Origin of the sequence: Pseudomonas delhiensis (assembly GCF_900187975.1) — a bacterium.
GTDB lineage: Bacteria > Pseudomonadota > Gammaproteobacteria > Pseudomonadales > Pseudomonadaceae > Pseudomonas > Pseudomonas delhiensis.
Window position 1 is genome coordinate 251448 of the sequence record NZ_FZPC01000002.1, and the last position, 21919, is coordinate 273366.

Sequence of the window (21919 nt, forward strand, 5' to 3'; positions counted from 1 at the left end):
TGTTGTTTCGCGCGTCATCACAAAAACCTCAGGAGCAAAACTCCATGTCGCAGAAGATTTTCAGAAAAGGCTTTCTGGCCCTGGCGGTAACCGCCGCGATGGGCATGACTTCTCTCGCCCAGGCCGACGTCGTGATCGGCGTCGCCGGCCCGCACACCGGGGCCAACGCCTCCTTTGGCGAGCAATACTGGCGCGGAGCGACCCAGGCCGCCGAGGACATCAACGCCGCCGGCGGCGTCAACGGCGAGAAGATCAAGCTGGTGAAGGCGGACGACGCCTGCGAACCGAAACAGGCCGTGGCCGTGGCCAACCGCCTGGTGGACGAAGACAAGGCGGTGGCGGTGGTCGGCCACTTCTGCTCCTCCTCCACCATCCCCGCCTCGGAGGTCTACGACGAGGCCGGCATCATCGCCATCACCCCCGGCTCGACCAACCCGCAGGTCACCGAGCGCGGCCTCTCCGGCATGTTCCGCATGTGCGGCCGCGACGACCAGCAGGGCATCGTCGCCGGCGACTACATCGTCGACGTGCTCAAGGCCAAGAAGGTCGCGGTCATCCACGACAAGGACACCTACGGCCAGGGCCTGGCCGACGCCACCCGCGCGCAGCTGAACAAGCGCGGCGTGAAGGAGGTGCTGTACGAGGGCCTGACCCGCGGCGAGAAGGACTTCAACGCCCTGGTCACCAAGATCCGCGCCTCCGGCGCCGAGGTCGTCTACTTCGGCGGCCTGCACCCCGAGGCCGGCCCGCTGGTGCGGCAGATGCGCGAACAGGGCCTGACCGCCAAGTTCATGTCCGACGACGGCATCGTCACCGACGAACTGGTCACCACCGCCGGCGGCCCGCAATACGTCAAGGGCGTGCTGATGACCTTCGGCGCCGACCCGCGGCTGATCCCCGACGGCAAGGCGGTGGTCGAGAAATTCCGCGCCGGCGGCTTCGAGCCCGAGGGCTACACCCTCTACGCCTACGCCTCGGTGCAGGCCCTGGCGGCCGGCTTCAACGGCGCCGGCAAGACCGACCCGGCGGCCGCCGCCAAGTGGCTGAAGTCGCACCCGGTGCAGACCGTGATGGGCAAGAAGGAGTGGGACCAGAAGGGCGACCTGAAGGTCTCCGACTACGTGGTCTACGAGTGGGACGACAAGGGCAAGTACCACCAGCTGGACGCTTTCAAGAAGTGACCCCGGCCTGAAGCGCCGACTGCCGGCGCCGCCACGAGCGGCGCCGGCATCCCCCGCAGGTCGACGTCGCCCGCTGGCGGTCACGAGCCGCACCAGGGCGCCACGTCAGCCTTTTCCTGCCCCGCATGCGTGAGTACCCAATCGTGGACGGCATCTTTCTCCAGCAAATGATCAACGGGCTGACCCTCGGGTCGGTCTACGGCCTGATCGCCATCGGTTACACGATGGTCTACGGCATCATCGGCATGATCAACTTCGCCCACGGCGAGGTTTACATGGTCTCGGCCTACCTTTCCGCCATCGGCCTGGCGCTGCTGGCCTTCTTCGGCCTGCACTCCTTCCCGCTGCTGATCCTCGGCACGCTGATCTTCACCATCTTCGTCACCGGCGTGTACGGCTGGGCGATCGAGCGCATCGCCTACAAGCCGCTGCGCAACTCCACGCGCCTGGCGCCGCTGATCAGCGCCATCGGCATGTCGCTGATCCTGCAGAACTACGTGCAGCTGTCCCAGGGCCCGCGCCAGCAGGGCGTGCCGACGCTGCTCGAAGGCGCCTTCAAACTGCACATCGGCGACGGCTGGGTGCAGCTGACCTACACCAAGCTGTTCATCCTGCTGGCCTCCTTCGCCGGCATGGCCGTGCTCACCTACGTGATCCAGTACACCAAGCTCGGGCGCATGTGCCGCGCCACCCAGCAGGACCGCAAGATGGCCTCGATCCTGGGCATCAACACCGACCGGGTGATCTCCTACGTGTTCGTCATCGGCGCCGCCATGGCCGCGCTGGCCGGCGTGCTGATCACCATGAACTACGGCACCTTCGACTTCTACGCCGGCTTCATCATCGGCATCAAGGCGTTCACCGCCGCGGTGCTCGGCGGCATCGGCTCGTTGCCCGGGGCGATGCTCGGCGGCCTCATCCTCGGCGTCGCCGAGGCGCAGTTCTCCGGCATGGTCAACACCGACTACAAGGACGTGTTCGCCTTCGGGCTGCTGGTGACCATCCTCATCTTCCGACCGCAGGGACTCCTGGGCCGGCCCCAGGTATCGAAGGTGTGAGCATGGCTACCGCAACCGCTTCCGCCCCGCGCATCGACCTCAAGCAGAGCCTGGTGGACACCGTCCTGGCCGGCCTGGTCGCCCTCATCGTGTTCGGCCCCATCGTCGGCATCGTGCTCGACGGCTACAGCTTCAACCTGCAACCGGTGCGCCTGGCCTGGATGGTCGGCGCGGTCATGGCCGGGCGCCTGGTGCTCAGCCTGTTCCTGCAGACCGCCGCCGGCAGCCGCGTCCTCGACCGCTTCGAGGGCTCCGACTCCGGCATCCAGGTGCTGCCGCCGGGCTACAAGACGCGCCTGCGCTGGATAGTCCCGCTGCTGGTGGTGGCCGCAGTGGCCCTGCCGTTCTTCGCCAACAAGTACCTGCTCACGGTGGTCATCCTCGGCCTGATCTACGTGCTGCTGGGCCTGGGCCTGAACATAGTGGTGGGCCTGGCCGGGCTGCTCGACCTGGGCTACGTGGCCTTCTACGCCATCGGCGCCTACGGCCTGGCGCTGGGCTACCAGTACCTCGGCCTGGGCTTCTGGACGGTGCTGCCGCTGGCCGCCATCACCGCGGCGATGGCCGGGGCGCTACTGGGCTTCCCGGTGTTGCGCATGCACGGCGACTACCTGGCCATCGTGACCCTGGGCTTCGGCGAGATCATCCGCCTGGTGCTGAACAACTGGCTGTCCTTCACCGGCGGCCCGAACGGCATGCAGGTGCCGGCGCCGACCATCTTCGGCCTGGAGTTCGGCCGCCGCGCCAAGGAGGGCGGCACGCCCATCCACGAGTTCCTCGGCATCGACTACAACCAGAACCTCAAGTTCATCTTCATCTACGCCGTGCTGTTCCTGGTGGTGCTGCTGGTGCTGTACGTCAAGCACCGGCTCACGCGCATGCCGGTGGGCCGCGCCTGGGAAGCGCTGCGCGAGGACGAGATCGCCTGCCGCTCGCTGGGCCTGAACCACGTGCTGGTCAAGCTCTCGGCCTTCATGCTCGGGGCCTCCACCGCGGGCCTGGCCGGGGTGTTCTTCGCCAGCTACCAGGGCTTCGTCAACCCGTCGTCGTTCACCTTCTTCGAGTCGGCGCTGATCCTCGCCATCGTGGTGCTCGGCGGCATGGGCTCGACCGTCGGGGTGGTGATCGCCGCCTTCGTGCTGACGGTGACGCCGGAGCTGCTGCGCAGCTTCGCCGACTACCGCGTGCTGCTGTTCGGCATGCTCATGGTGCTGATGATGATCTGGCGCCCGCGCGGGCTGATCCGCATCAACCGCAGGGGCTTCGCCAAGCGCAAGGGGGTGGCGCCATGAGCGACAAGATTCTCAGCGTCGAGCACCTGATGATGCACTTCGGCGGCATCAAGGCGCTCAACGACGTCAACCTGGACGTGGAACGCGGCTCCATCACCGCGCTGATCGGCCCCAACGGCGCCGGCAAGACCACGGTGTTCAACTGCCTGACCGGCTTCTACAAGGCCACCGGCGGGAAGATCCTGCTCAACACCCAGGGCAGCACCACCGACGTCATCAAGATCCTCGGCCAGCCGTTCCAGGGCGGCGACTTCGTCAACCCGGCGCAGTTCGGCAGCCGCCTGTACTACAAGATGTTCGGCGGCACCCACCTGGTGAACCGCGCGGGGCTGGCGCGCACCTTCCAGAACATCCGCCTGTTCCGCGAAATGTCGGTGGTGGAGAACCTGCTGGTGGCGCAGCACATGTACGTCAACCGCAACCTGGTCTCCGGCATCCTCAACACCCCCGGCTACCGCCGCGCCGAAAGCGACGCCCTGGACCACGCCTTCTACTGGCTGGAAGTGGTCGACCTGGTGGACTGCGCCAACCGCCTGGCCGGCGAGATGTCCTACGGCCAGCAGCGCCGCCTGGAGATCGCCCGGGCCATGTGCACGCGCCCGGAGATCGTCTGCCTGGACGAACCGGCCGCCGGCCTCAACCCGCAGGAGACCCAGGCGCTGAGCCGCATCGTGCGCTTCCTGCGCGACCACCACGGGATCACCGTGCTGCTCATCGAGCACGACATGGGCATGGTGATGAACATCTCCGACCACATCATCGTGCTCGACCATGGCGACGTGATCGCCCGCGGCCTGCCGGCGGAGATCCGCAGCAACGACAAGGTGATCGCCGCCTACCTGGGCGCAGACGAAGAGGAGGTCGCATGACGGCGCCGATTCTGGAATTCCGTGATGTGGATGTGTTCTACGGGCCGATCCAGGCGCTGAAGAAGGTTTCCCTGACCGTGGGCGAAGGCGAGACGGTGGCGCTGATCGGCGCCAACGGCGCCGGCAAGTCCACCCTGCTGATGTCCATCTTCGGCCAGCCGCGCGCGGCCGCCGGGCAGATCCTCTACCGCGGCCAGGACATCGCCCGGCGCTCGGCGCACTACGTGGCCTCCAACGGCATCGCGCAGTCGCCGGAGGGGCGCCGGGTGTTCCCCGACATGAGCGTGGAGGAGAACCTGCTGATGGGCACCATCCCCGTCGGCATGGACCACGCCCAGGAAGACATGCAGCGCATGTTCGACCTCTTCCCGCGCCTGAAGGAGCGGCGCAACCAGCGCGCCATGACCATGTCCGGCGGCGAGCAGCAGATGCTCGCCATCGCCCGCGCGCTGATGAGCCGGCCCCGGCTGCTGCTGCTCGACGAACCCTCCCTGGGCCTGGCGCCCATCGTGGTCAAGCAGATCTTCCAGACCCTGCGCGAACTGGCGCAGACCGGCATGACGCTGTTCCTCGTCGAGCAGAACGCCAACCACGCGCTCAAGCTCTCCGACCGCGGCTACGTGATGGTCAACGGCGAGATCCGCATGAGCGGCACGGGGGCGGAGCTGCTGGGCAACCAGGAGGTGCGGGACGCCTATCTGGGGGGGCACTGATGTGCCAGCTGCAAGCTGCAAGCTGCAGGCGGCAAGCGGAAAGCGGCAAGCGGCAAGCGGCAAGCGAGAGCGCTGTTTGCAGCTTGTGGCTTGCGGCTTGGAGCTGATCCGGAGGATCTCATGGCAACTGTTCGTTTTCTGAGTAACGCCGACGTCGCCGAGCGCCTGGCTTATCCACAACTGATCGAGGCCCTGCGCCAGGGCCTGGCCGGCAGCTGCGAGGCGCCGGTGCGTGGCTGCCACGCGCTGCCCGGCGACGCCACGCTGCTGACCATGCCGGTGTGGCGGCCAGGGCAGGACATCGGCGTCAAGCTGGTCACCGTGTTCCCCGGCAACGGCGCGCGCGGGTTGCCGGCGGTGGCCGCGCTGTTCTGCCTGTTCGACGGTGTCGACGGCCGCCCCCTGGCGCTGCTCGAAGCCTCCGAACTGACCGCCCGGCGCACCGCCTGCACCTCCGCGCTGGCGGCGGACCACCTGGCGCGGCGCAATGCCGAGCGCCTGCTCATCGTCGGCAGCGGCACCCTGGCGCCGCACATGGTGCGGGCCCACTGCGCGGTACGCGGGTACCGCGAGGTCGCCATCTGGGGGCGGCACCCGTCGAAGGTCGCCGCGCTGGTCGAGCGCCTGGCCGCCGAGGGCTACCCGGTGCGGGCCTGCGCAGACCTCGCACCAGGCGTGGCCGCGGCCGACACCGTCAGTTGCGTGACCACCTCCCGCGAGCCGCTGGTGCACGGCGAGTGGCTGAGCCCCGGCACCCACCTCGACCTGGTGGGCGCCTTCCTGCCGAGCATGCGCGAGACCGACAGCGAGGCCGTGCGCCGCGCACGCATCGTCGTCGACACCCGCGAAGGCGCGCTGGAGGAAGCCGGCGACCTGTTGATTCCCCTGGCCGAGGGCGCCATCGCCGAATCGGCCATCCACACCCAGCTCAGCGACCTGCTGCAGGGCCGCGGGCTGCGTCGCGACGACCAGGAGATCACCCTGTTCAAGTCGGTCGGCTACGCCCTGGAAGACCTGATCGCCGCGCGCCTGCTGGTGGAGCAGGGCGGCTAGCGGGTTATCCAGCGAAACTGTGGAGGACGCTGTGGATAAGGTTGGGGCAGCTGCCGCAAAGCACCGCCCCGGCCCGCCTGCGGGGCGTCGCCGGTTTTTTCGCCAGGTGGCGTGAAGCCCTGTATATACAGACAGTTGGGCGGCTTGCGTGGGCGTCGGCGGGCCGTGCGGGTTGTCCACGGAATCTGTTGGGCAATCTGTGGATAAGCTTGGGAAAGCCGGCGCTGGCCCATGCCCTGCGCGGGGTGTGCGGCATTGGCCGGTTTTTCGCCTGGCCCCCGGCTGGGGAGTGCCGGCCAGGCCACCGCTGCGCTTGCCCCCGGCTGCTGTTGAAAAGCCTGTGGAAAACCTGGGCGCAGACTTCCCTGCGGTCCAGCCCCGGGCGCTTGCCGAACTGTTTGGCCGTTGTTGGCGGCGGCTGTAGCGCAGGTCGGGCGGGGAGGGCTGCTATCCTGCCAGGTCCGACAGAACATCCCGCCAGCAGAGGAATTGGCCCATGACTCCCACCCTGTTCATCACCGGCGCCACATCCGGCTTCGGCGAAGCCTGCGCCCGTCGTTTCGCCCGCGACGGCTGGTCGCTGGTGATCACCGGCCGCCGCGAGGACCGCCTGCAGGCCCTGGCCAAGGAACTGTCCAGCCAGGCCGAAGTGCTGCCGATCACCCTCGACGTGCGCGACCGCGCCGCCGTGGCCCATGCCGTGGACAACCTGCCGGCCGGCTTCGACAAGCTGCGCGCGCTGATCAACAACGCCGGCCTGGCCCTGGGCGCCGACCCCGCGCAGGAATGCGACCTGGACGACTGGGACACCATGGTCGACACCAACATCAAGGGCCTGATGTACTGCACCCGCCTGCTGCTGCCCCGGCTGATCGCCCACGGCCGCGGCGCCAGCATCCTCAACCTCGGCTCGGTGGCCGGCCAGTGGCCGTACCCGGGCAGCCACGTCTACGGCGCCACCAAGGCCTTCGTCGAACAGTTCTCCCTGAGCCTGCGCTGCGACCTGCAGGGCACCGGCGTGCGCGTCAGCAACCTGGAGCCGGGCCTGTGCGAAAGCGAGTTCTCCCTGGTGCGCTTCGGCGGCGACCAGGCCCGCTACGACAAGACCTACGCCGGCACCGAGGCGCTGCAGCCCGAGGACATCGCCGAGACCATCCACTGGATCGTCAACCAGCCGCCGCACATCAACATCAACAGCCTGGAGATCATGCCGGTGAGCCAGGCCTGGGCCGGCTTCTCGGTGCATCGCAAGGGCTGAGGCGACGGGTTGGGCCAGGACGTAGGGCGAATAACCGTTCGCGGTTATCCGCCGCTACACCTTGGCTCGAGCCGATCCCGTGGCCAACCCTGGGCGACCTCCTGGGGCAGGTCAATCGGCGGATAACGCCGTAGGCGTTATGCGCCCTACGGTCGTCGCCCGCGCGTTATCATCCGCCAACTCCTCCCCGCCACAAGAGCCTCCCGATGAGCAAACCAGGCCAACGCGTGCTGGCTGAACTGCGCAAGATGATCGCCTCCGGCGAGCTGGCCGCCGGCGAGCGCATCGTCGAGATTCCCACCGCCGAGCGCCTGCAGGTGTCGCGCATGCCGGTGCGCATGGCGTTGCGCGTGCTGGAGCAGGAGGGGCTGCTGGTCAAGGCCGGCAACCGCGGCTACACGGTGCGCGAAGTCACCGAGGAGGACATCGCCGGCGCCGTCGAAGTGCGTGGCGTGCTGGAAGGGCTGGCAGCGCGCCAGGCCGCCGAGCGCGGCATCTCCGAGGACACCCGGGCAGTCCTGCAGACCTGCCTGGACGAAGGCGACCGCATCTTCGCCAAGGGCCACGTGCTGCCCGAGGACCTGGAGGCCTACCACAGCCTCAACATGCGCTTCCACCAGGCGATCATCGAGGCCAGTGGCAACCGCGCCATCGCCGAGGCCCTGGCGCGCAACGACCACCTGCCGTTCGCCTCGGTCAGCTCGCTGGCGGTGGACCGCGACAATCTCCCGCGCGAATACCAGCGCTTCAACTTCGCCCACATGCAGCACCACGCCGCCTACGATGCCCTGGTCAACGGCCAGGGCGCGCGGGCCGAGGCGATCATGCGCGAGCACGCCAACGCCACCCTGCGCTACGCCGCGTACTTCCATCCGCCGCGCGAGGGGGTGGCGGTGCTGAAGAAACCCGCCGCGCCGGAAAAGGACCGGTCGTAGGAGCGGACTCCGTCCGCGATTCGCGGTTATCCGCGACCCCGAGCGGCCTTGGGCCAAGGTCAAACGGCGGATAACGCGGAGCGTTATTCGCCCTACGCCAAGCCCACCCCGAGCGTAGGGCGAATAACCGTTCGCGGTTATCCGCCGCCGGCCGCAGCACCGGCGCCCGAGGATATAGGCGTTATGCGCCCCACAGGCTCGGCCCCGAGCGGCCTTGGGCCAAGGTCAGACGGCGGATAACGCGGAGCGTTATTCGCCCTACGCCAAGCCCACCCCGAGCGTAGGGCGAATAACCGTTCGCGGTTATCCGCCGCCGGCCGCAGCACCGGCGCCGCCTCATGCGCCCTACAGGTCCAACACCAACCGCGCACTCCGCGAGCGGGAGCAGCAGGGAGTGAACTGGTCGTTGGCGGCCTGCTCGTCCTCGGTCAGGTACTGGTCGCGGTGCTCCGGCACGCCTTCCAGCACCCGCGTCAGGCAGGTGCCGCAGATGCCCTGCTCGCACGCCACCTGCACCTCCACGCCGACGCCGCGCAGCGCTTCCACCACGCTCTGTCCATCCTCCACGCGTACCACCTGGCCGCTGCTCGCCAACTGCACCTCGAAGGCGTCGCCGCCGACGTCCGGCTCGGCGCCGAAATACTCGCGGTGCAGGCGCGCCTCGTCCCAGCCCTGGGCCCGGGCGCTGTCCAGCACGTGCGCCATGAAGCCCGCCGGGCCGCAGGTGTACAGCTGCGCATCGCCCGCCTGGGCGGCCAGCAGCGTGGCCACGTCCAGGCGCCGCGCCGCTTCGCCGCCGTCGAAATGGCAGTGCACGCGGGTGGCGAAGGCGGATTGCGCCAGGTACTCGACGAAGGCCGCCTGCTGCGCCGAGCGGGCGCAGTAGTGCAGTTCGAAGTCGGCGCCGCTGCGGGCCAGGTGCTCGGCCATGCTCAGCAGCGGCGTGATGCCGATGCCGCCGGCCAGCAGCAGGCGCCGCCCCGGGCCTTCGGCGAGGGGGAAGAGGTTGCGCGGTTCGCCGATGCGCAACGGCTGCCCGGCCTGCAACCCGTGCACCGTGCGCGAGCCGCCGCGCGAATCGGCGCAGCGCAGCACGGCGATGCGGTAGCGGTGGGTTTCGCCCGGCGCATTGAACAGCGAGTACTGGCGCACCAGCCCGCCGGGCAGGTGCAGGTCGATGTGCGAACCGGCGCTGAAGGCCGGCAGGGGGCCGGCGTCGGCGCGGGCCAGGTCGAGGCTGAGGATGTCCGGGGTTTCCCGCTGCACGCGGGTGATGACGACGTCTAGCACGGTGGTGGTCTCACGCTTGGCCGGCCACGCGGGCCGGCGCTGGAAGGGCGGTCAGGCGCTGGCGATCAGCGCGGCGGCAGGCTGGCGCTCGGCCTCGCAGAGGCGTTCGAGGATGCGCCGCGACTGCACGCCGCCGGCGTCGATGTTCAGCTTCAGCAACTGCCGTTGCGGGTAGCGCAGCAGGTTCTGCTGCTGCTGTTCGAGCATCTCCAGGTCCTCGCCGAAGATCTTCCCCTGGCCCTCGCGGATGGTCGCGGTGAGCGCTTCGTCCTGCGGCTGGAAGTTGCGCGCTATGCCCCAGAAGTACCAGATGGAGGTCTCGGTCTCCGGGGTGATGAAGTCCACCACTATGCTCGACGCCTTGTGCTGCGCCGGCGCGTGGTAGCCACCGTGGCCGGCGTGGGCCACGCCCACCTCGATCAGCACGTGGCTGGGCGGGGTGAAGCGGCAGATCTGCCAGCGGTCCACAGGCACGTCGTCGGCCAGGCCGTTGCCGCGCAGGGCCATGCGCCAGAAGGGCGGGGCCATGACGTTTTCCATGTGCCGCTCGGTGATCACCTCGTCGCCCTCCACGCGGGTCTTCGGCGCGGCTTCGTCGATCTCCTTCTGGCCGATGCTGCTGGCGTGCACGTAGGTCTCGTGGGTGAGGTCCATGAGGTTGTCGATCATCAGCCGGTAGTCGCACTGGATGTGGTACAGGCCGCCACCGTAGGCCCAGTCCGGGTTGTCCGCCCATTCCAGGTGGTGGATCAGCGCCGGGTCGGCCTCGGCGGCGTCGCCCGGCCACACCCAGATGAAGCCGTAGCGCTCTTCCACGGCGAACCTGCGGATGGCCGGGAAGCCGCGCACGCGCTGGCCAGGCATGGACTCGGTGTGGCCGTCGCAGCCCATGGCCAGGCCGTGGTAGCCGCAGACCAGCTTGCCGTCCTCGACGAAGCCCAGCGACAGCGGCGCGCCACGATGCGGGCAGAAGTCCTCCAGCGCGGCCACGCGGCCTTCGGGGCCTCGGTAGAAGACCATCTTCTCGCCGCAGACCTGCCGGCCCAGGGGCTTGTCGGCGATCTCGTCGGGGGTGCAGGCGACGTACCAGGCGTTCTTCGGGAACATGGGGCGATCCTCATCTTGTGGTTGTTATTGGATCCAATGTTTTGCTTCGAGGGTGAAGACTGTCAACCCGCATGGTCGAAAAATAATCAGTTCGTTAATCGAACGATTTTCCGGGGTAGGCGAAAACTCCGATATTTGCTTGGTTTCTCCTGGGGCTGCGGTGCCGGAAAGGGGGCCGGCCAGCGATGCCTTGTCGACATCGGGATCCAATGAGGCTTGTTTTCGGGATCCACTGCTGCCAGGGTGTGCGCCACCGAGCCTCCACAAGAACAACAAGAGGAACCTGCCATGCCGGCCTTGCCTTGCCCGTGCTGCGTCCAGCCCCACGCCCCGTCGACCCAGGGGGTGCGCCCATGAACCGCGACCTGCGCGCCGCCCTCGACCAGGGCCCGATGAACCGCTTCCAGTGGACGGCCATCGGCATCTGCATCCTGCTCAACATGATCGACGGCTTCGACGTGCTGGTGATGGCCTTCACCGCCGCCTCGGTGTCCGCCGAATGGGGCCTGAACGGCGCCCAGGTCGGCCTGCTGCTCAGCGCCGGGCTGTTCGGCATGGCCGCCGGCTCGCTGTTCATCGCCCCGCGCGCCGACCGCTTCGGACGCCGCCCGCTGATCCTCTTCTGCCTGCTGCTGTGCGGCACCGGCATGCTGCTCTCGGCCTTCGCCCAGAGCCCGACGCAGCTGGCCCTGCTGCGCGGCTTCACCGGCCTGGGCATCGGCGGCATCCTCGCCAGCAGCAACGTGATCGCCGCCGAGTACGCCAACCGTCGCTGGCGTCCGCTGGCGGTCAGCCTGCAGTCCACCGGCTATGCCCTGGGCGCCACCTTCGGCGGGCTGCTGGCGGTGTGGCTGATCGGCCACTGGGGCTGGCGCTCGGTGTTCCTCGCCGGCGGCATCGTCTCCCTGGCGGCCATCCCGCTGGTGCTGGCGGGCCTGCCCGAGTCCCTCGACTTCCTGCTCGCCCGGCGCCCGGCCAACGCGCTGGCGCGGGTCAATGCCCTGGCCGCGCGCCTGGGCCTGGGGCAGCTGGACGAACTGCCGGCGGCGCGGGTGCGCGGGGCAGGGGGCGTGGCCGCGCTGCAGCTGCTGGCCCCCGCGCTGCGCCGCTCGACCCTGCTGATCTGGCTGCTGTTCTTCCTCGCCATGTTCGGCTTCTACTTCATCATGAGCTGGACGCCCAAGCTGCTGACCGCCGCCGGCCTCACCGCGCAGCAGGGCATCACCGGCGGCGTGCTGCTGAGCTTCGGCGGCATCTTCGGCGCCGCCCTGGTCGGCGCGCTCTCGGCGCGCGTGCCGCTGCCGCGGGTGTTGCAGGGCTTCATGCTGATCACCGCCGTGCTGCTGGTGCTGTTCCTCGGCTCGGCGTCGTCACTGGCCGCAGCGCTCGGCCTGGGCCTGCTCATCGGGGTGTTCGTCAACGGCTGCATCGCCGGGCTCTACGCGCTGTCGCCGCAGGTCTACCCGGCCGACGTGCGCGCCACCGGCGTGGGCTGGGCGATCGGCGTCGGCCGCCTGGGGGCGATCCTCTCGCCCACCGTGGCCGGGCTGTTGCTTGACGGCGGCTGGCAGCCGCTGCACCTGTACGGGGTGTTCGCCGTGGTCTTCGTCGCCGCCGCCCTGGTGCTGCTGGGCCTGCGTCCGCAGGCGCCGGCCGGCGAGCCGCTGGCCGCGCACTGAGGGCGCCTCAATGCTGCCCGTCGATGATCGCCTCGGCGATGCTGTTGCGGAACCACTCCAGCGCCGCCGAGTGCTCGCTGCTGGCGCGCCAGTGCAGGGACACCTCGAACGCCGGCACGGCGAAGGGCAGTTCGAGCATCTTCAGCCCGCCCTCGGCGACGAACATGCGGGCGATCTGCGCCGGCAGGATGGTCAGCAGGTCGGTGCCGGGGATGATCTTCGGCAGCACCGAGAAGTGCGGTACACGCAGGGCGATGCGGCGTTCCAGCTTCATCGCCTGGAGCACGTCCTCGGCGATGCCGTGGCCGGAGGTGCGCGTCACCACCACGTGGCGCTCGGCCAGGTAGCCGGCCAGCTCCAGGCGCTCGCCGATGCGCGGGTGGTCGGCGCTGAGCAGGCACACGTAGCGCTCCTGGATCAGCACCCGGCTGCGGCTGCCGGGCACCGCCTGGCGGCAGATGGCGGTGTCCACCTTGCCGCTGGCCAGCCAGTCGCCCACCTCGTCCACCTGCAGCGGCAGCACCTCCACCTCGGCCAGCGGCGCCTCGCGGTTCAGCCGCGCCAGGATCAGCGGCAAAAAGCCCAGCTCGCCCAGGTCGGACAGGGCGATGCGGAAGCGCCGCCCGGTGCTCGCCGGGTCGAACTGGCGGGTGCTCTGCACCGCGCCCTCGATGCGCGTCAGCGCCTCGCGCAGGGTGCCGTACAGCTGCTCGGCGACGAAGGTCGGCTGGATGCCGTCGCGGCTGCGGCTGAACAGCGGGTCGTCGAACAGCTCGCGCAGCCGCGCCAGGGCATAGCTCACCGAGGGCTGGGTGACGAACAGGCGCTCGGCGGCGGCGGTCACGCTGCCGGCCTCGTAGAGGGTGACGAAGGTGCGGATCAGGTTGAGGTCGATCTGGGCCATGGGATTCGCATAGATGGTTTTTATTTTCGATAGAAAGACTATCGATTTGATCGATTATCAGCCCGCTGCGACAGTAGCGCAAACCCAAGAACGAGCCTGAAGGGCCAGTATGAAAACCGTCCACTCCGCCTCCTACGACATCCTCCGGCGCCACGGCCTGACCACCGTCTTCGGCAACCCCGGCTCCAACGAGCTGCCGTTCCTCAAGGACTTCCCCGAGGACTTCCGCTACGTCCTCGGCCTGCACGAGGGCGCGGTGGTCGGCATGGCCGACGGCTTCGCCCTGGCCAGCGGCCAGCCGGCCTTCGTCAACCTGCATGCCGCCGCCGGCACCGGCAACGGCATGGGCGCGCTGACCAACGCCTGGTACAGCCACAGCCCGCTGGTGATCAGCGCCGGCCAGCAGGTGCGCTCGATGATCGGCGTGGAGGCCATGCTGGCCAACGTCGAGGCGCCGCAACTGCCCAAGCCGCTGGTGAAGTGGAGCGCCGAGCCGGCCTGCGCCCAGGACGTGCCGCGCGCGCTGAGCCAGGCCATCCACATGGCCAACCTGGCGCCCAGGGCCCCGGTGTACCTGTCCATCCCCTACGACGACTGGGCGCAGCCGGCGCCGGCGGGCGTCGAGCACCTGGCCGCGCGCAGCGTGGCCAGCGCCGGGCTGCCTTCGCCGGCGCAACTGGGGGAACTGGCCGGGCGCCTGTCGCGGGCGAGCAACCCGGTGCTGGTGCTGGGGCCGGACGTCGACGGCGCCCGCGCCAACCCGCTGGCCGTGCAACTGGCGGAGAAGCTGCGGATGCCGGCGTGGGTCGCGCCCTCGGCCTCGCGCTGCCCGTTCCCCACCCGCCACCCGTGCTTCCGCGGCGTGCTGCCGGCGGCCATCGCCGGCATCTCGCAACGGCTCGCCGGGCACGACCTGATCCTGGTGGTGGGCGCCCCGGTGTTCCGCTACCACCAGTTCGCCCCGGGCGACTACCTGCCCGCCGGCGCCGAGCTGGCACACATCACCTGCGACCCCGCCGAGGCCGCCCGCGCGCCCATGGGCGATGCCCTGGTCGGAGACATCTTCCTCACCCTCGAGGCCCTGGTCGAAGCCGTCCGCCCCAGCGCCCGACCGCTGCCCGAGGCCCTGCCGCGCCCGGCGCCGCGCGCCGCCGAAGCCGGACCGCTGCACCCGGAGACGGTGTTCGACGTGATCGACGAACTGGCCCCGGACGACGCCATCTTCGTCAAGGAGTCCACCTCCACCGTGACCGCCTTCTGGCAGCGCGTGCAGATGCGCCAGCCGGGCAGCTACTTCTTCCCGGCCGCCGGCGGCCTGGGCTTTGGCCTGCCGGCGGCGGTCGGCGTGCAACTGGCGCAACCGCAGCGGCGGGTGATCGGCATCATCGGCGACGGCTCGGCCAACTACGGCATCACCGCGCTCTGGAGCGCCGCGCAATACCGCATCCCGGCGGTGTTCATCATCCTCAAGAACGGCACCTACGGCGCCCTGCGTTGGTTCGCCGGGGTGCTCGACGTGCCCGACGCGCCGGGCCTGGACGTGCCCGGCCTGGACTTCTGCCAGCTCGGCCGCGGCTACGGCGTGCGCTCGGTGCAGGCGGCCGACGCTGCGAGCCTGCGCGAAGAACTGTCCCGCGCCCTGGCCGGCGACGAGCCGGTGCTGATCGAGGTGCCCACGCTGACCATCGAGCCCTGAGGGCCCGGCTTACCGACCGCGGCATGCGGCCACGCCACAACAATAAGAACGAGGTGGATATGAGTACGATTACTGTCAGTGAGACGCTGGAGTCTACCGGCCAGCACTCGAACCGCTCTTCGGCCAGCGCCGATATCGGTACCCTGCTGGACGAAGGACCCTTCACCCGGATGCAGAAAGTCGTGGTGCTGCTGGCCGCGCTCTCCATCGTGCTGGACGGCTTCGATGGCCAGCTCATCGGCTTCGCCATCCCGATGATGATCGCCGAGTGGGGCATCAGCCGCGAGGCCTTCGCCCCGGCGGTGGCCGCCGGGCTGATCGGCATGGGCATCGGCAGCGCCTGCGCCGGCCTCTTCGCCGATCGCTTCGGGCGGCGCATGGCGGTCATCGCCAGCGTCTTCGTGTTCGGCTCGGCGACCTGTGCCATCGGCCTGGCGCCGGATGCTCTGACCGTGGCGCTGCTGCGCTTCGTCGCCGGGCTGGGCATCGGTGGCGCGCTGCCCAGCGCCACCACCATGACCGCCGAGTTCACCCCGGCGCGGCGGCGCACCCTGGCGGTGACCGCGACCATTGTCTGCGTGCCCCTGGGCGGCATGCTGGCGGGCTTCTTCGCCTCGCACATCCTGCCGTTGTACGGCTGGCGCACGCTGTTCTTCGCCGGCGGCGCGCTGCCGCTGGTGCTGGGCTTCCTGTTGCTGGCGACGCTGCCGGAGTCGCCGCGCTTCCTGGCGCGCCGGCCGCAGCGCTGGGACGAGCTGGGCCGCCTGCTCGGGCGCCTGGGACGGCCCATGGCCGAGGGCGTGCGCTACACCGATTCGCTGGAGCAGGCGCGGGAGAAACGCGCCGGCTTCGGCGCCCTGTTCGACCTTGGCTACGGGCGCGACACCGTCGCCGTCTGGGTGGCCTTCTTCATGTGCCTGACCGCCGTCTACAGCGCCTTCAGTTGGCTGCCTACCATGCTGCAGGCCGAAGGCCTGTCGCTGGCCGTGGCCGGTTCCGGCCTGACCGCCTACAACCTGGGCGGCGTGATAGGCGCACTGGTCTGTGCCGTGGCCATGACCCGCTGGGGCTCCTACTGGCCGTTGCTGCTGTGCTGCCTGGGTGGCGCCGCCAGCGCCTTCGCCATGCAGGTGCTGGACGTGAACCAGCACGCCGGCCTGCTGATCTTCGGCTTCGGCGTGCACGGGCTGTTCGTCAACGCCGTGCAGTCCACGCTCTACGCCCTGTGCGCCTTCATCTACCCCACCGGCGTGCGCGCGACCGGCACCGCCTCGGCGCTGGCCTTCGGCCGCCTGGGCGCGATCCTCAGCGCCTTCGCCGGCGCCAGCGTCATCACCCTGGGCGGCGCGCAGGGCTACCTGACCCTGCTGGGGGTGGTGATGGTGGCGGCGATGATCGCCCTGATGCTGGTGCGCCGGCACATTCCCCGGCGCGCGCCGGGGCTGTCTTGAAATGTCTGCGAACGGGAGGTCGATCCAATGAGCGAACGGAGCATCACCAACATCAGCATCCTCGGTGCCGGCGCCATGGGCTCGCTGTTCGGCGGCCTGCTGGCCGAAAGCGGCCAGCGGGTGACGCTGTTGGACGTTAACGACGCGCACCTGGCGGCCATCCGCGAGCGGGGCCTGCGCCTGGTCACCGACAGCGGCGACCGGCGCGTCCACGGGCTGACGGCCTGCCGCCCGGAGCAGGCCAGCGGGCAGGCGGACCTGCTGCTGGTGTTCACCAAGACCCTGCACACCGAACAGGCGCTGGCGAGTGTCGCCCGGCATCTGGGCGGGCACACCCAGGTGCTGTCGCTGCAGAACGGCCTGGGCAACGCCGAGGCGGTGTGCCGCCATGTAGCGCCGGAGCAGGTGCTGATCGGCATGACCACCTGGCCCGCCGACCTGCACGGCCCCGGGCATGTGGAATCCCACGGCAGCGGCGTGGTGCGGGCCTATTCGGCGGATGGCGTCGAGCGCCCGGCCTGCGCCGAGGTGGCGGCACTGCTGGATGCGGCGGGCCTGCGCTGCACGGTGGACGCGGACGTGTGGGCGGCGATCTGGGAGAAAGTGGCGTTCAACGCCGCGCTGAACAGCCTGTGCGCCGTCACCGGTTGTGCGGTGGGGCAACTGGCGGCGGTACCCCAGGGCCCGGAGCTGGCCCGTGCGGTCGTGCAGGAAGTACTGGCCGTGGCCCGCGACGAGGGCATCGCGGTGGACGACCAGCATTGCCTGGCGAGCGTGGCCGACGCCATTGCCCATCACCGCACGCACAAGCCATCGATGCTGCAGGACGTGCTGGCCGGGCGGCCCACGGAAATCGGTTCGATCAACGGCGAGGTGGCGGCCCGCGCACGGCGTGCGGGCATCGCCGTGCCGCGCACGGAAATGCTGCTCGGGCTGCTGCGCCTGATGGAGGCGCGCGCCCGCGAAGAGGAACCCTCGGTATGAACCCCGTTTTTGAAGGAGCCTTGTCATGAGCGATGCCAATACCCCATACACCGACTTCCACCTGCAACCCCTCGCCGGCCAATGGCGCACCGGCAGCACCGGCAAGCCGCTGCGCGACAGCAACCCCTACGACGGCGGCCTGCTGGTGGAAATCCCCCAGGCCAGCCGCGAGGACCTGGACGCCGCCTACCGCAAGGCCGCCGAGGTGCAGCCGGCCTGGGCCGCGCTGCCGCCGGCGGAACGCGCCGCGTTGCTCTACCGGGTGGTGGAAGTGTTCGACCGGCGCCGCGAGGAAATCATCGACTGGATCATCCGCGAGTCCGGCAGCACCCGCCTGAAGGCCACCCTGGAATGGGGCGCGGCGCGGGGCATCACCCTGGAGTCGGCGTCCTTCCCCAGCCGCGTGCACGGGCGCATCCTCGACTCCAACATCCCCGGCAAGGAAAGCCGCGTGTACCGCAGCGCCATCGGCGTGGTCGGCGTCATCAGCCCGTGGAACTTCCCCCTGCACCTGACCCAGCGCTCGCTGGCCCCGGCCCTGGCGCTGGGCAACGCGGTGGTGGTCAAGCCGGCCAGCGACACCCCGGTGACCGGCGGCCTGCTGCTGGCGCGCATCTTCGAGGAGGCCGGGCTGCCGGCCGGGGTGCTCGGCGTGGTGGTCGGCGCCGGCAGCGAGATCGGCGACGCCTTCGTCGAGCACCCGGTGCCCGGCCTGGTGACCTTCACCGGCTCCACCCCGGTGGGGCGCAACATCGGGCGCATCGCCAGCGGCGGCGCGCACCTCAAGCACGTGGCCCTGGAGCTGGGCGGCAACAGCCCCTTCGTGGTGCTGGAGGACGCCGACCTGGAGCAGGCGGTGAACGCCGCTGTGTTCGGCAAGTTCCTGCACCAGGGGCAGATCTGCATGGCGATCAACCGCATCATCGTGGTCGATGCGCTGTACGACGCCTTCGCCGCGCGCTTCGTCGAGCGCGTGAAGCAGGTGAAGGTCGGCGACCCGCAGTCGATGGAGACCGCCATCGGCCCGATCATCAACGCCCGCCAGCTCGAAGGCCTGCTGGAGAAGATCGCCCTGGCCCGCCGCGAAGGCGCCAGGCCGCTGTACGAGGGCGGCGTGCAGGGCCAGTTGCTGGCGCCCCACGTCTACGGCGAGGTCGGCCCGGAGATGGAGATCGCCCGCGACGAAATCTTCGGCCCGCTGATAGGCCTGCTGCGCGCCCGCGACGAGGCCCATGCCCTGGAACTGGCCAACGCCAGCGAGTACGGCCTTTCCAGCGCCGTGTTCAGCCGCGACCTGGAGCGTGGCGTGGCCTTCGCCCGCCAGGTGCGCGCGGGCATGACCCACGTGAACGACATCCCGGTCAACGACGAGGCCAACGCGCCCTTCGGCGGCGAGAAGAACTCGGGCCTTGGCCGCTTCAACGGCGACTGGGCGATAGACGAATTCACCCGCGACCACTGGGTGAGCGTGCAACGGGAGGCGCGCCACTACCCGTTCTGATGCTCTAGCCGGTTCTGCCACCAACCCCACCCACGGTGCGCTCACACGGACGCGCCGTGGGCCGCTGCACCCTGAAAAACGGAGAACAATAACAATGCAAAGCCGTCACACCGCCGTATTGCCGTCCCTCGCCTGCGCAGCGCTGCCGCTGTTCGCCTGCCTGCCCGCGCAGGCCGAGGAGGGTGGCTTCCTGGAGGACGCGCGCACCGACCTGGTACTGCGCAACTACGCGTTCAACCGCGACTTCCGCGACCACAGCGCCGGCAAGAGCCTGGTCAACGAATGGGCCCAGGGCTTCATCCTCAAATTCACCTCCGGCTATACCCGCGGCCCGCTGGGCTTCGGCGTGGATGCCCTGGGCCTGTACGGCGTGAAGCTGAACAGCAGCCGCGACCAGAGTGGCTCCGAGCTGCTGCCGGTGCACGACGACGGCAAGGCCGCCGACGAGTACGGGCGCGTGGCGGTGGCGGCCAAGCTGCGGCTGTCGGCCAGCGAGCTGAAACTGGGCGAGATGCTCCCGGACGTGCCGGTGCTGCGCTACGACGACGGCCGCCTGTTGCCGCAGACCTTCCGCGGCGCGGCGCTGGTGTCCCGCGAGTGGGACGGGGCGAGCCTGTACGGCGGGCGCTACGACCAGGTCAGCCTGCGCAACTCGGCGGACATGCAGGACCTGTCGTCCTGGTCGGCGCCCACGGCCAAGTCCGATGCCTTCAACTACGCCGGCGCGGAGTACCGCTTCAACGACCAGCGCACCCTGGTCGGCGCCTGGTACGCGCAACTGGAGGACATCTACACCCAGCGCTACTTCAACCTGCTGCACAAGCAGCCGGTGGGCGACTGGCTGCTTGGCGCCAACCTCGGCCTGTTCTTCGACCGCGACGACGGCCGCGCCCTGGCCGGCGACATCGACAGCCACACCGCCTACGCGCTGCTCTCGGCCAACCATGGCGGGCACACCTTCTACGTCGGCCTGCAGAAGGTCGGCGGCACGGGCATGTGGCAGTCGGTCTACGGCAGCAGCGGCAGGACCATGGGCAACGACATGTTCAACGGCAACTTCACCAACGAGGACGAACGCTCCTGGCAGCTGCGCTACGACTACGACTTCGCCGCCCTGGGCATGCCCGGCCTGGTGAGCATGGTGCGCTACGGCAAGGGCGACAACGCCACCACCAGGGCCGGCAGCGGCGGCAAGGAATGGGAGCGCGATGTGGAGCTGGGCTACACGGTGCAGAGCGGGCCGCTGAAGAAGCTCAACGTGCGCGTCAACCACGCCAGCAACCGGCGCAGCTTCAACAGCGATTTCGACCAGACGCGGGTGATCTTCAACTACCCGATTTCGCTCTGACGACGAGGGGCATTCGCGGGTCGGTGCGTGGGGCGACCCATCGCGGACAGAGTCCTCCTACGTCCGAGCCATGCCATTCCCCTGTAGGAGCGCGCCCTGCGCGCGATTCGCGGGCAGGGCCCGCTCCTACAATGGGGCGACATGGGAGACGCGAATTTTGATCCAGTCACCCCCGCGAACGAGGGAGTCCAGAAGACAGTTGCTCCTACGGTGCAGGTGCGTAGGGCGAATAACCGTTCGCGGTTATCCGCCGCTACACCTCGGCTCGGCCCGGTTCCGCGGCCGACCCTGGCGACCTCCACGGCCGGGCCAATCGGCGGATAACGCCGTAGGCGTTATGCGCCCTACGGAGGAGCGAAGCGATACCCATCAACCCGCCAGCAACCACGCTCCGGCACCGGCCGAAGCCAGGCCCGCCACGCGCACCAACGGCGCCGCGGCCTGCGGCAGGAAGCGCACCAGCGCGTAGCCTGCGGCGTGCAGCGCGGCGGTGGCGCCGACGAAGCCGGCGGCGTAGGCCCAGGGGCTGGACAGTTCCGGCAGCTCCAGGCCGTGGGCGATGCCGTGGGCCAGGGCGAACAGGGCGGTCACCGCCATGGCCAGCGGCAGCGGCGGGCGCACCGCCAGGGCCACGCACAGGCCCAGGGCGAGCACCGAGGCGGCGATGCCGGTCTCGACGAAGGGCAGTTGCACGCCGTCGAAGCCGAGCAGGCCGCCGAGCAACATGGCGCCGACGAAGGTGCAGGGCAGCGCCAGGCGCGCCGCGCCCTGCTGCTGGGCGGCCCAGAGGCCGACGGCGAACATCGCCAGCAGGTGGTCGAGGCCGGTCAGCGGGTGCAGCACGCCGGCGGCCAGGCCGTGGTCGCCGTGGCCGGGGTGGGCGAAGGCGAGGGCTGGGGCGAGGCACAGCGCCAGGGCGAAAAGGCTTTTGCGCAGGGACATGGGAACTCCTGGGTGGGATTGTCTGGGAAACCGCTTCAGGCCGAGCTCAGCAGCCCCTGGCGTTCGATGAAGGCGATGATCTCGTCCAGCCCCTGGCCGGTCTTCTGGTTGCTGAACACGAAGGGCCGCTCGCCGCGCATCTTCTTCGCGTCGCGCTCCATCACCTCCAGCGAGGCGCCGACCATCGGCGCCAGGTCGATCTTGTTGATCACCAGCAGGTCGGACTTGCAGATGCCCGGGCCGCCCTTGCGCGGGATCTTGTCGCCGGCGGAAACGTCGATCACGTATAGCGTCAGGTCCGACAGCTCCGGGCTGAAGGTGGCCGAGAGGTTGTCGCCGCCGGACTCCACCAGGATCAGCTGCAGCCCGGGGAAGCGGCGGTTGAGCTGGTCCACCGCCTCCAGGTTGATCGAGGCGTCCTCGCGGATCGCCGTGTGCGGGCAGCCGCCGGTTTCCACGCCGATGATCCGCTGCGGCTCCAGCGCCTCGTTGCGCACCAGGAACTGCGCGTCCTCCTGGGTGTAGATGTCGTTGGTCACCACGGCCAGGTCGTAGCGCTCGCGCAGGGCGCGGCACAGGGCCAGGGTCAGGGCGGTCTTGCCGGAGCCCACCGGGCCGCCGATGCCGACGCGCAGGGGTTGGGAGTTCATGCAGGGTT

General features: G+C 69.6%; 19 protein-coding genes. 14 read left to right on the forward strand and 5 right to left on the reverse strand.

Annotated elements, in window-relative coordinates:
- Positions 1–44 precede the first annotated feature (44 nt).
- The 8 genes from CHC02_RS02970 to CHC02_RS03005 all read left to right on the forward strand — a co-directional run bounded on the left by CHC02_RS02970 (position 45) and on the right by CHC02_RS03005 (position 8359).
- Positions 45–1181 carry a branched-chain amino acid ABC transporter substrate-binding protein gene (locus tag CHC02_RS02970; protein ID WP_009613410.1) on the forward strand — a complete coding sequence of 379 codons (1137 nt, stop codon included), beginning with the start codon at positions 45–47 and terminating at the stop codon, positions 1179–1181.
- Positions 1182–1324: 143 nt separating this feature from the next.
- Positions 1325–2239: an ABC transporter permease subunit gene (locus CHC02_RS02975; RefSeq protein ID WP_089390024.1), complete on the forward strand. Its 915-nt coding sequence runs from the start codon at positions 1325–1327 to the stop codon at positions 2237–2239.
- 2 nt (positions 2240–2241) lie between these two features.
- Complete coding sequence (livM, locus tag CHC02_RS02980; RefSeq protein WP_089390025.1) at positions 2242–3531, forward strand: high-affinity branched-chain amino acid ABC transporter permease LivM; 1290 nt, start codon at positions 2242–2244, stop codon at positions 3529–3531.
- Positions 3528–4400, forward strand: a complete 873-nt coding sequence (locus CHC02_RS02985; RefSeq protein ID WP_089390026.1) for an ATP-binding cassette domain-containing protein — start codon at positions 3528–3530, stop codon at positions 4398–4400. Before livM ends, CHC02_RS02985 begins: the two co-directional genes overlap by 4 nt.
- Positions 4397–5113, forward strand: coding sequence for an ABC transporter ATP-binding protein (locus CHC02_RS02990; protein WP_089390027.1), 717 nt, complete (start codon positions 4397–4399; stop codon positions 5111–5113). Before CHC02_RS02985 ends, CHC02_RS02990 begins: the two co-directional genes overlap by 4 nt.
- Positions 5114–5233: 120 nt before the next feature.
- Complete coding sequence (gene lhpI, locus CHC02_RS02995) at positions 5234–6166, forward strand: bifunctional Delta(1)-pyrroline-2-carboxylate/Delta(1)-piperideine-2-carboxylate reductase (RefSeq protein WP_089390028.1); 933 nt, start codon at positions 5234–5236, stop codon at positions 6164–6166.
- Between the two features lie 496 nt (positions 6167–6662).
- Positions 6663–7424, forward strand: coding sequence for an SDR family oxidoreductase (locus tag CHC02_RS03000; protein WP_089390029.1), 762 nt, complete (start codon positions 6663–6665; stop codon positions 7422–7424).
- 206 nt (positions 7425–7630) lie between these two features.
- Positions 7631–8359, forward strand: coding sequence for a GntR family transcriptional regulator (locus tag CHC02_RS03005; protein ID WP_089390030.1), 729 nt, complete (start codon positions 7631–7633; stop codon positions 8357–8359).
- A gap of 345 nt (positions 8360–8704) precedes the next feature.
- Here the strand turns inward: CHC02_RS03005 and CHC02_RS03010 are convergent, their stop codons facing one another.
- Both CHC02_RS03010 and CHC02_RS03015 read right to left on the reverse strand, forming a co-directional pair.
- Positions 8705–9649, reverse strand: coding sequence for a PDR/VanB family oxidoreductase (locus tag CHC02_RS03010; protein WP_089390031.1), 945 nt, complete (start codon positions 9647–9649; stop codon positions 8705–8707).
- A 51-nt stretch (positions 9650–9700) separates the two neighbouring features.
- Complete coding sequence (locus CHC02_RS03015) at positions 9701–10756, reverse strand: aromatic ring-hydroxylating oxygenase subunit alpha (RefSeq protein WP_089390032.1); 1056 nt, start codon at positions 10754–10756, stop codon at positions 9701–9703.
- A gap of 353 nt (positions 10757–11109) precedes the next feature.
- On the opposite strand from CHC02_RS03015, the gene CHC02_RS03020 reads away from it, so the two are divergent.
- A complete protein-coding gene (locus tag CHC02_RS03020; RefSeq protein WP_089390033.1) occupies positions 11110–12435 on the forward strand; it encodes an MFS transporter in 1326 nt (441 codons plus the stop codon).
- 7 nt (positions 12436–12442) lie between these two features.
- Here the strand turns inward: CHC02_RS03020 and CHC02_RS03025 are convergent, their stop codons facing one another.
- The gene (locus CHC02_RS03025; protein ID WP_089390034.1) at positions 12443–13339 is read right to left on the reverse strand and encodes a LysR family transcriptional regulator; all 897 of its coding nucleotides are present in this window, start codon (positions 13337–13339) and stop codon (positions 12443–12445) included.
- A gap of 109 nt (positions 13340–13448) precedes the next feature.
- Here CHC02_RS03025 and mdlC point away from each other — a divergent pair, with 109 nt between their 5' ends.
- The 5 genes from mdlC to CHC02_RS03050 all read left to right on the forward strand — a co-directional run bounded on the left by mdlC (position 13449) and on the right by CHC02_RS03050 (position 20319).
- On the forward strand, positions 13449–15035 hold the full coding sequence (gene mdlC, locus CHC02_RS03030; protein WP_089390035.1) for a benzoylformate decarboxylase: 1587 nt from the start codon (positions 13449–13451) through the stop codon (positions 15033–15035).
- Between the two features lie 59 nt (positions 15036–15094).
- Positions 15095–16486: an MFS transporter gene (locus CHC02_RS03035; RefSeq protein WP_089390036.1), complete on the forward strand. Its 1392-nt coding sequence runs from the start codon at positions 15095–15097 to the stop codon at positions 16484–16486.
- 27 nt (positions 16487–16513) lie between these two features.
- The gene (locus CHC02_RS03040) at positions 16514–17470 is read left to right on the forward strand and encodes a ketopantoate reductase family protein (protein ID WP_089390037.1); all 957 of its coding nucleotides are present in this window, start codon (positions 16514–16516) and stop codon (positions 17468–17470) included.
- Positions 17471–17495: 25 nt separating this feature from the next.
- Positions 17496–18971 carry an aldehyde dehydrogenase family protein gene (locus tag CHC02_RS03045; protein ID WP_089390038.1) on the forward strand — a complete coding sequence of 492 codons (1476 nt, stop codon included), beginning with the start codon at positions 17496–17498 and terminating at the stop codon, positions 18969–18971.
- A 94-nt stretch (positions 18972–19065) separates the two neighbouring features.
- The gene (locus tag CHC02_RS03050; protein WP_089390039.1) at positions 19066–20319 is read left to right on the forward strand and encodes an OprD family porin; all 1254 of its coding nucleotides are present in this window, start codon (positions 19066–19068) and stop codon (positions 20317–20319) included.
- Between the two features lie 369 nt (positions 20320–20688).
- Here the strand turns inward: CHC02_RS03050 and CHC02_RS03055 are convergent, their stop codons facing one another.
- Both CHC02_RS03055 and ureG read right to left on the reverse strand, forming a co-directional pair.
- Entirely contained in the window at positions 20689–21261 is a 573-nt protein-coding gene (locus CHC02_RS03055; RefSeq protein ID WP_089390040.1) for a HupE/UreJ family protein, read from the reverse strand.
- 35 nt (positions 21262–21296) lie between these two features.
- Complete coding sequence (gene ureG, locus CHC02_RS03060) at positions 21297–21911, reverse strand: urease accessory protein UreG (RefSeq protein WP_089390041.1); 615 nt, start codon at positions 21909–21911, stop codon at positions 21297–21299.
- Positions 21912–21919 lie beyond the last annotated feature (8 nt).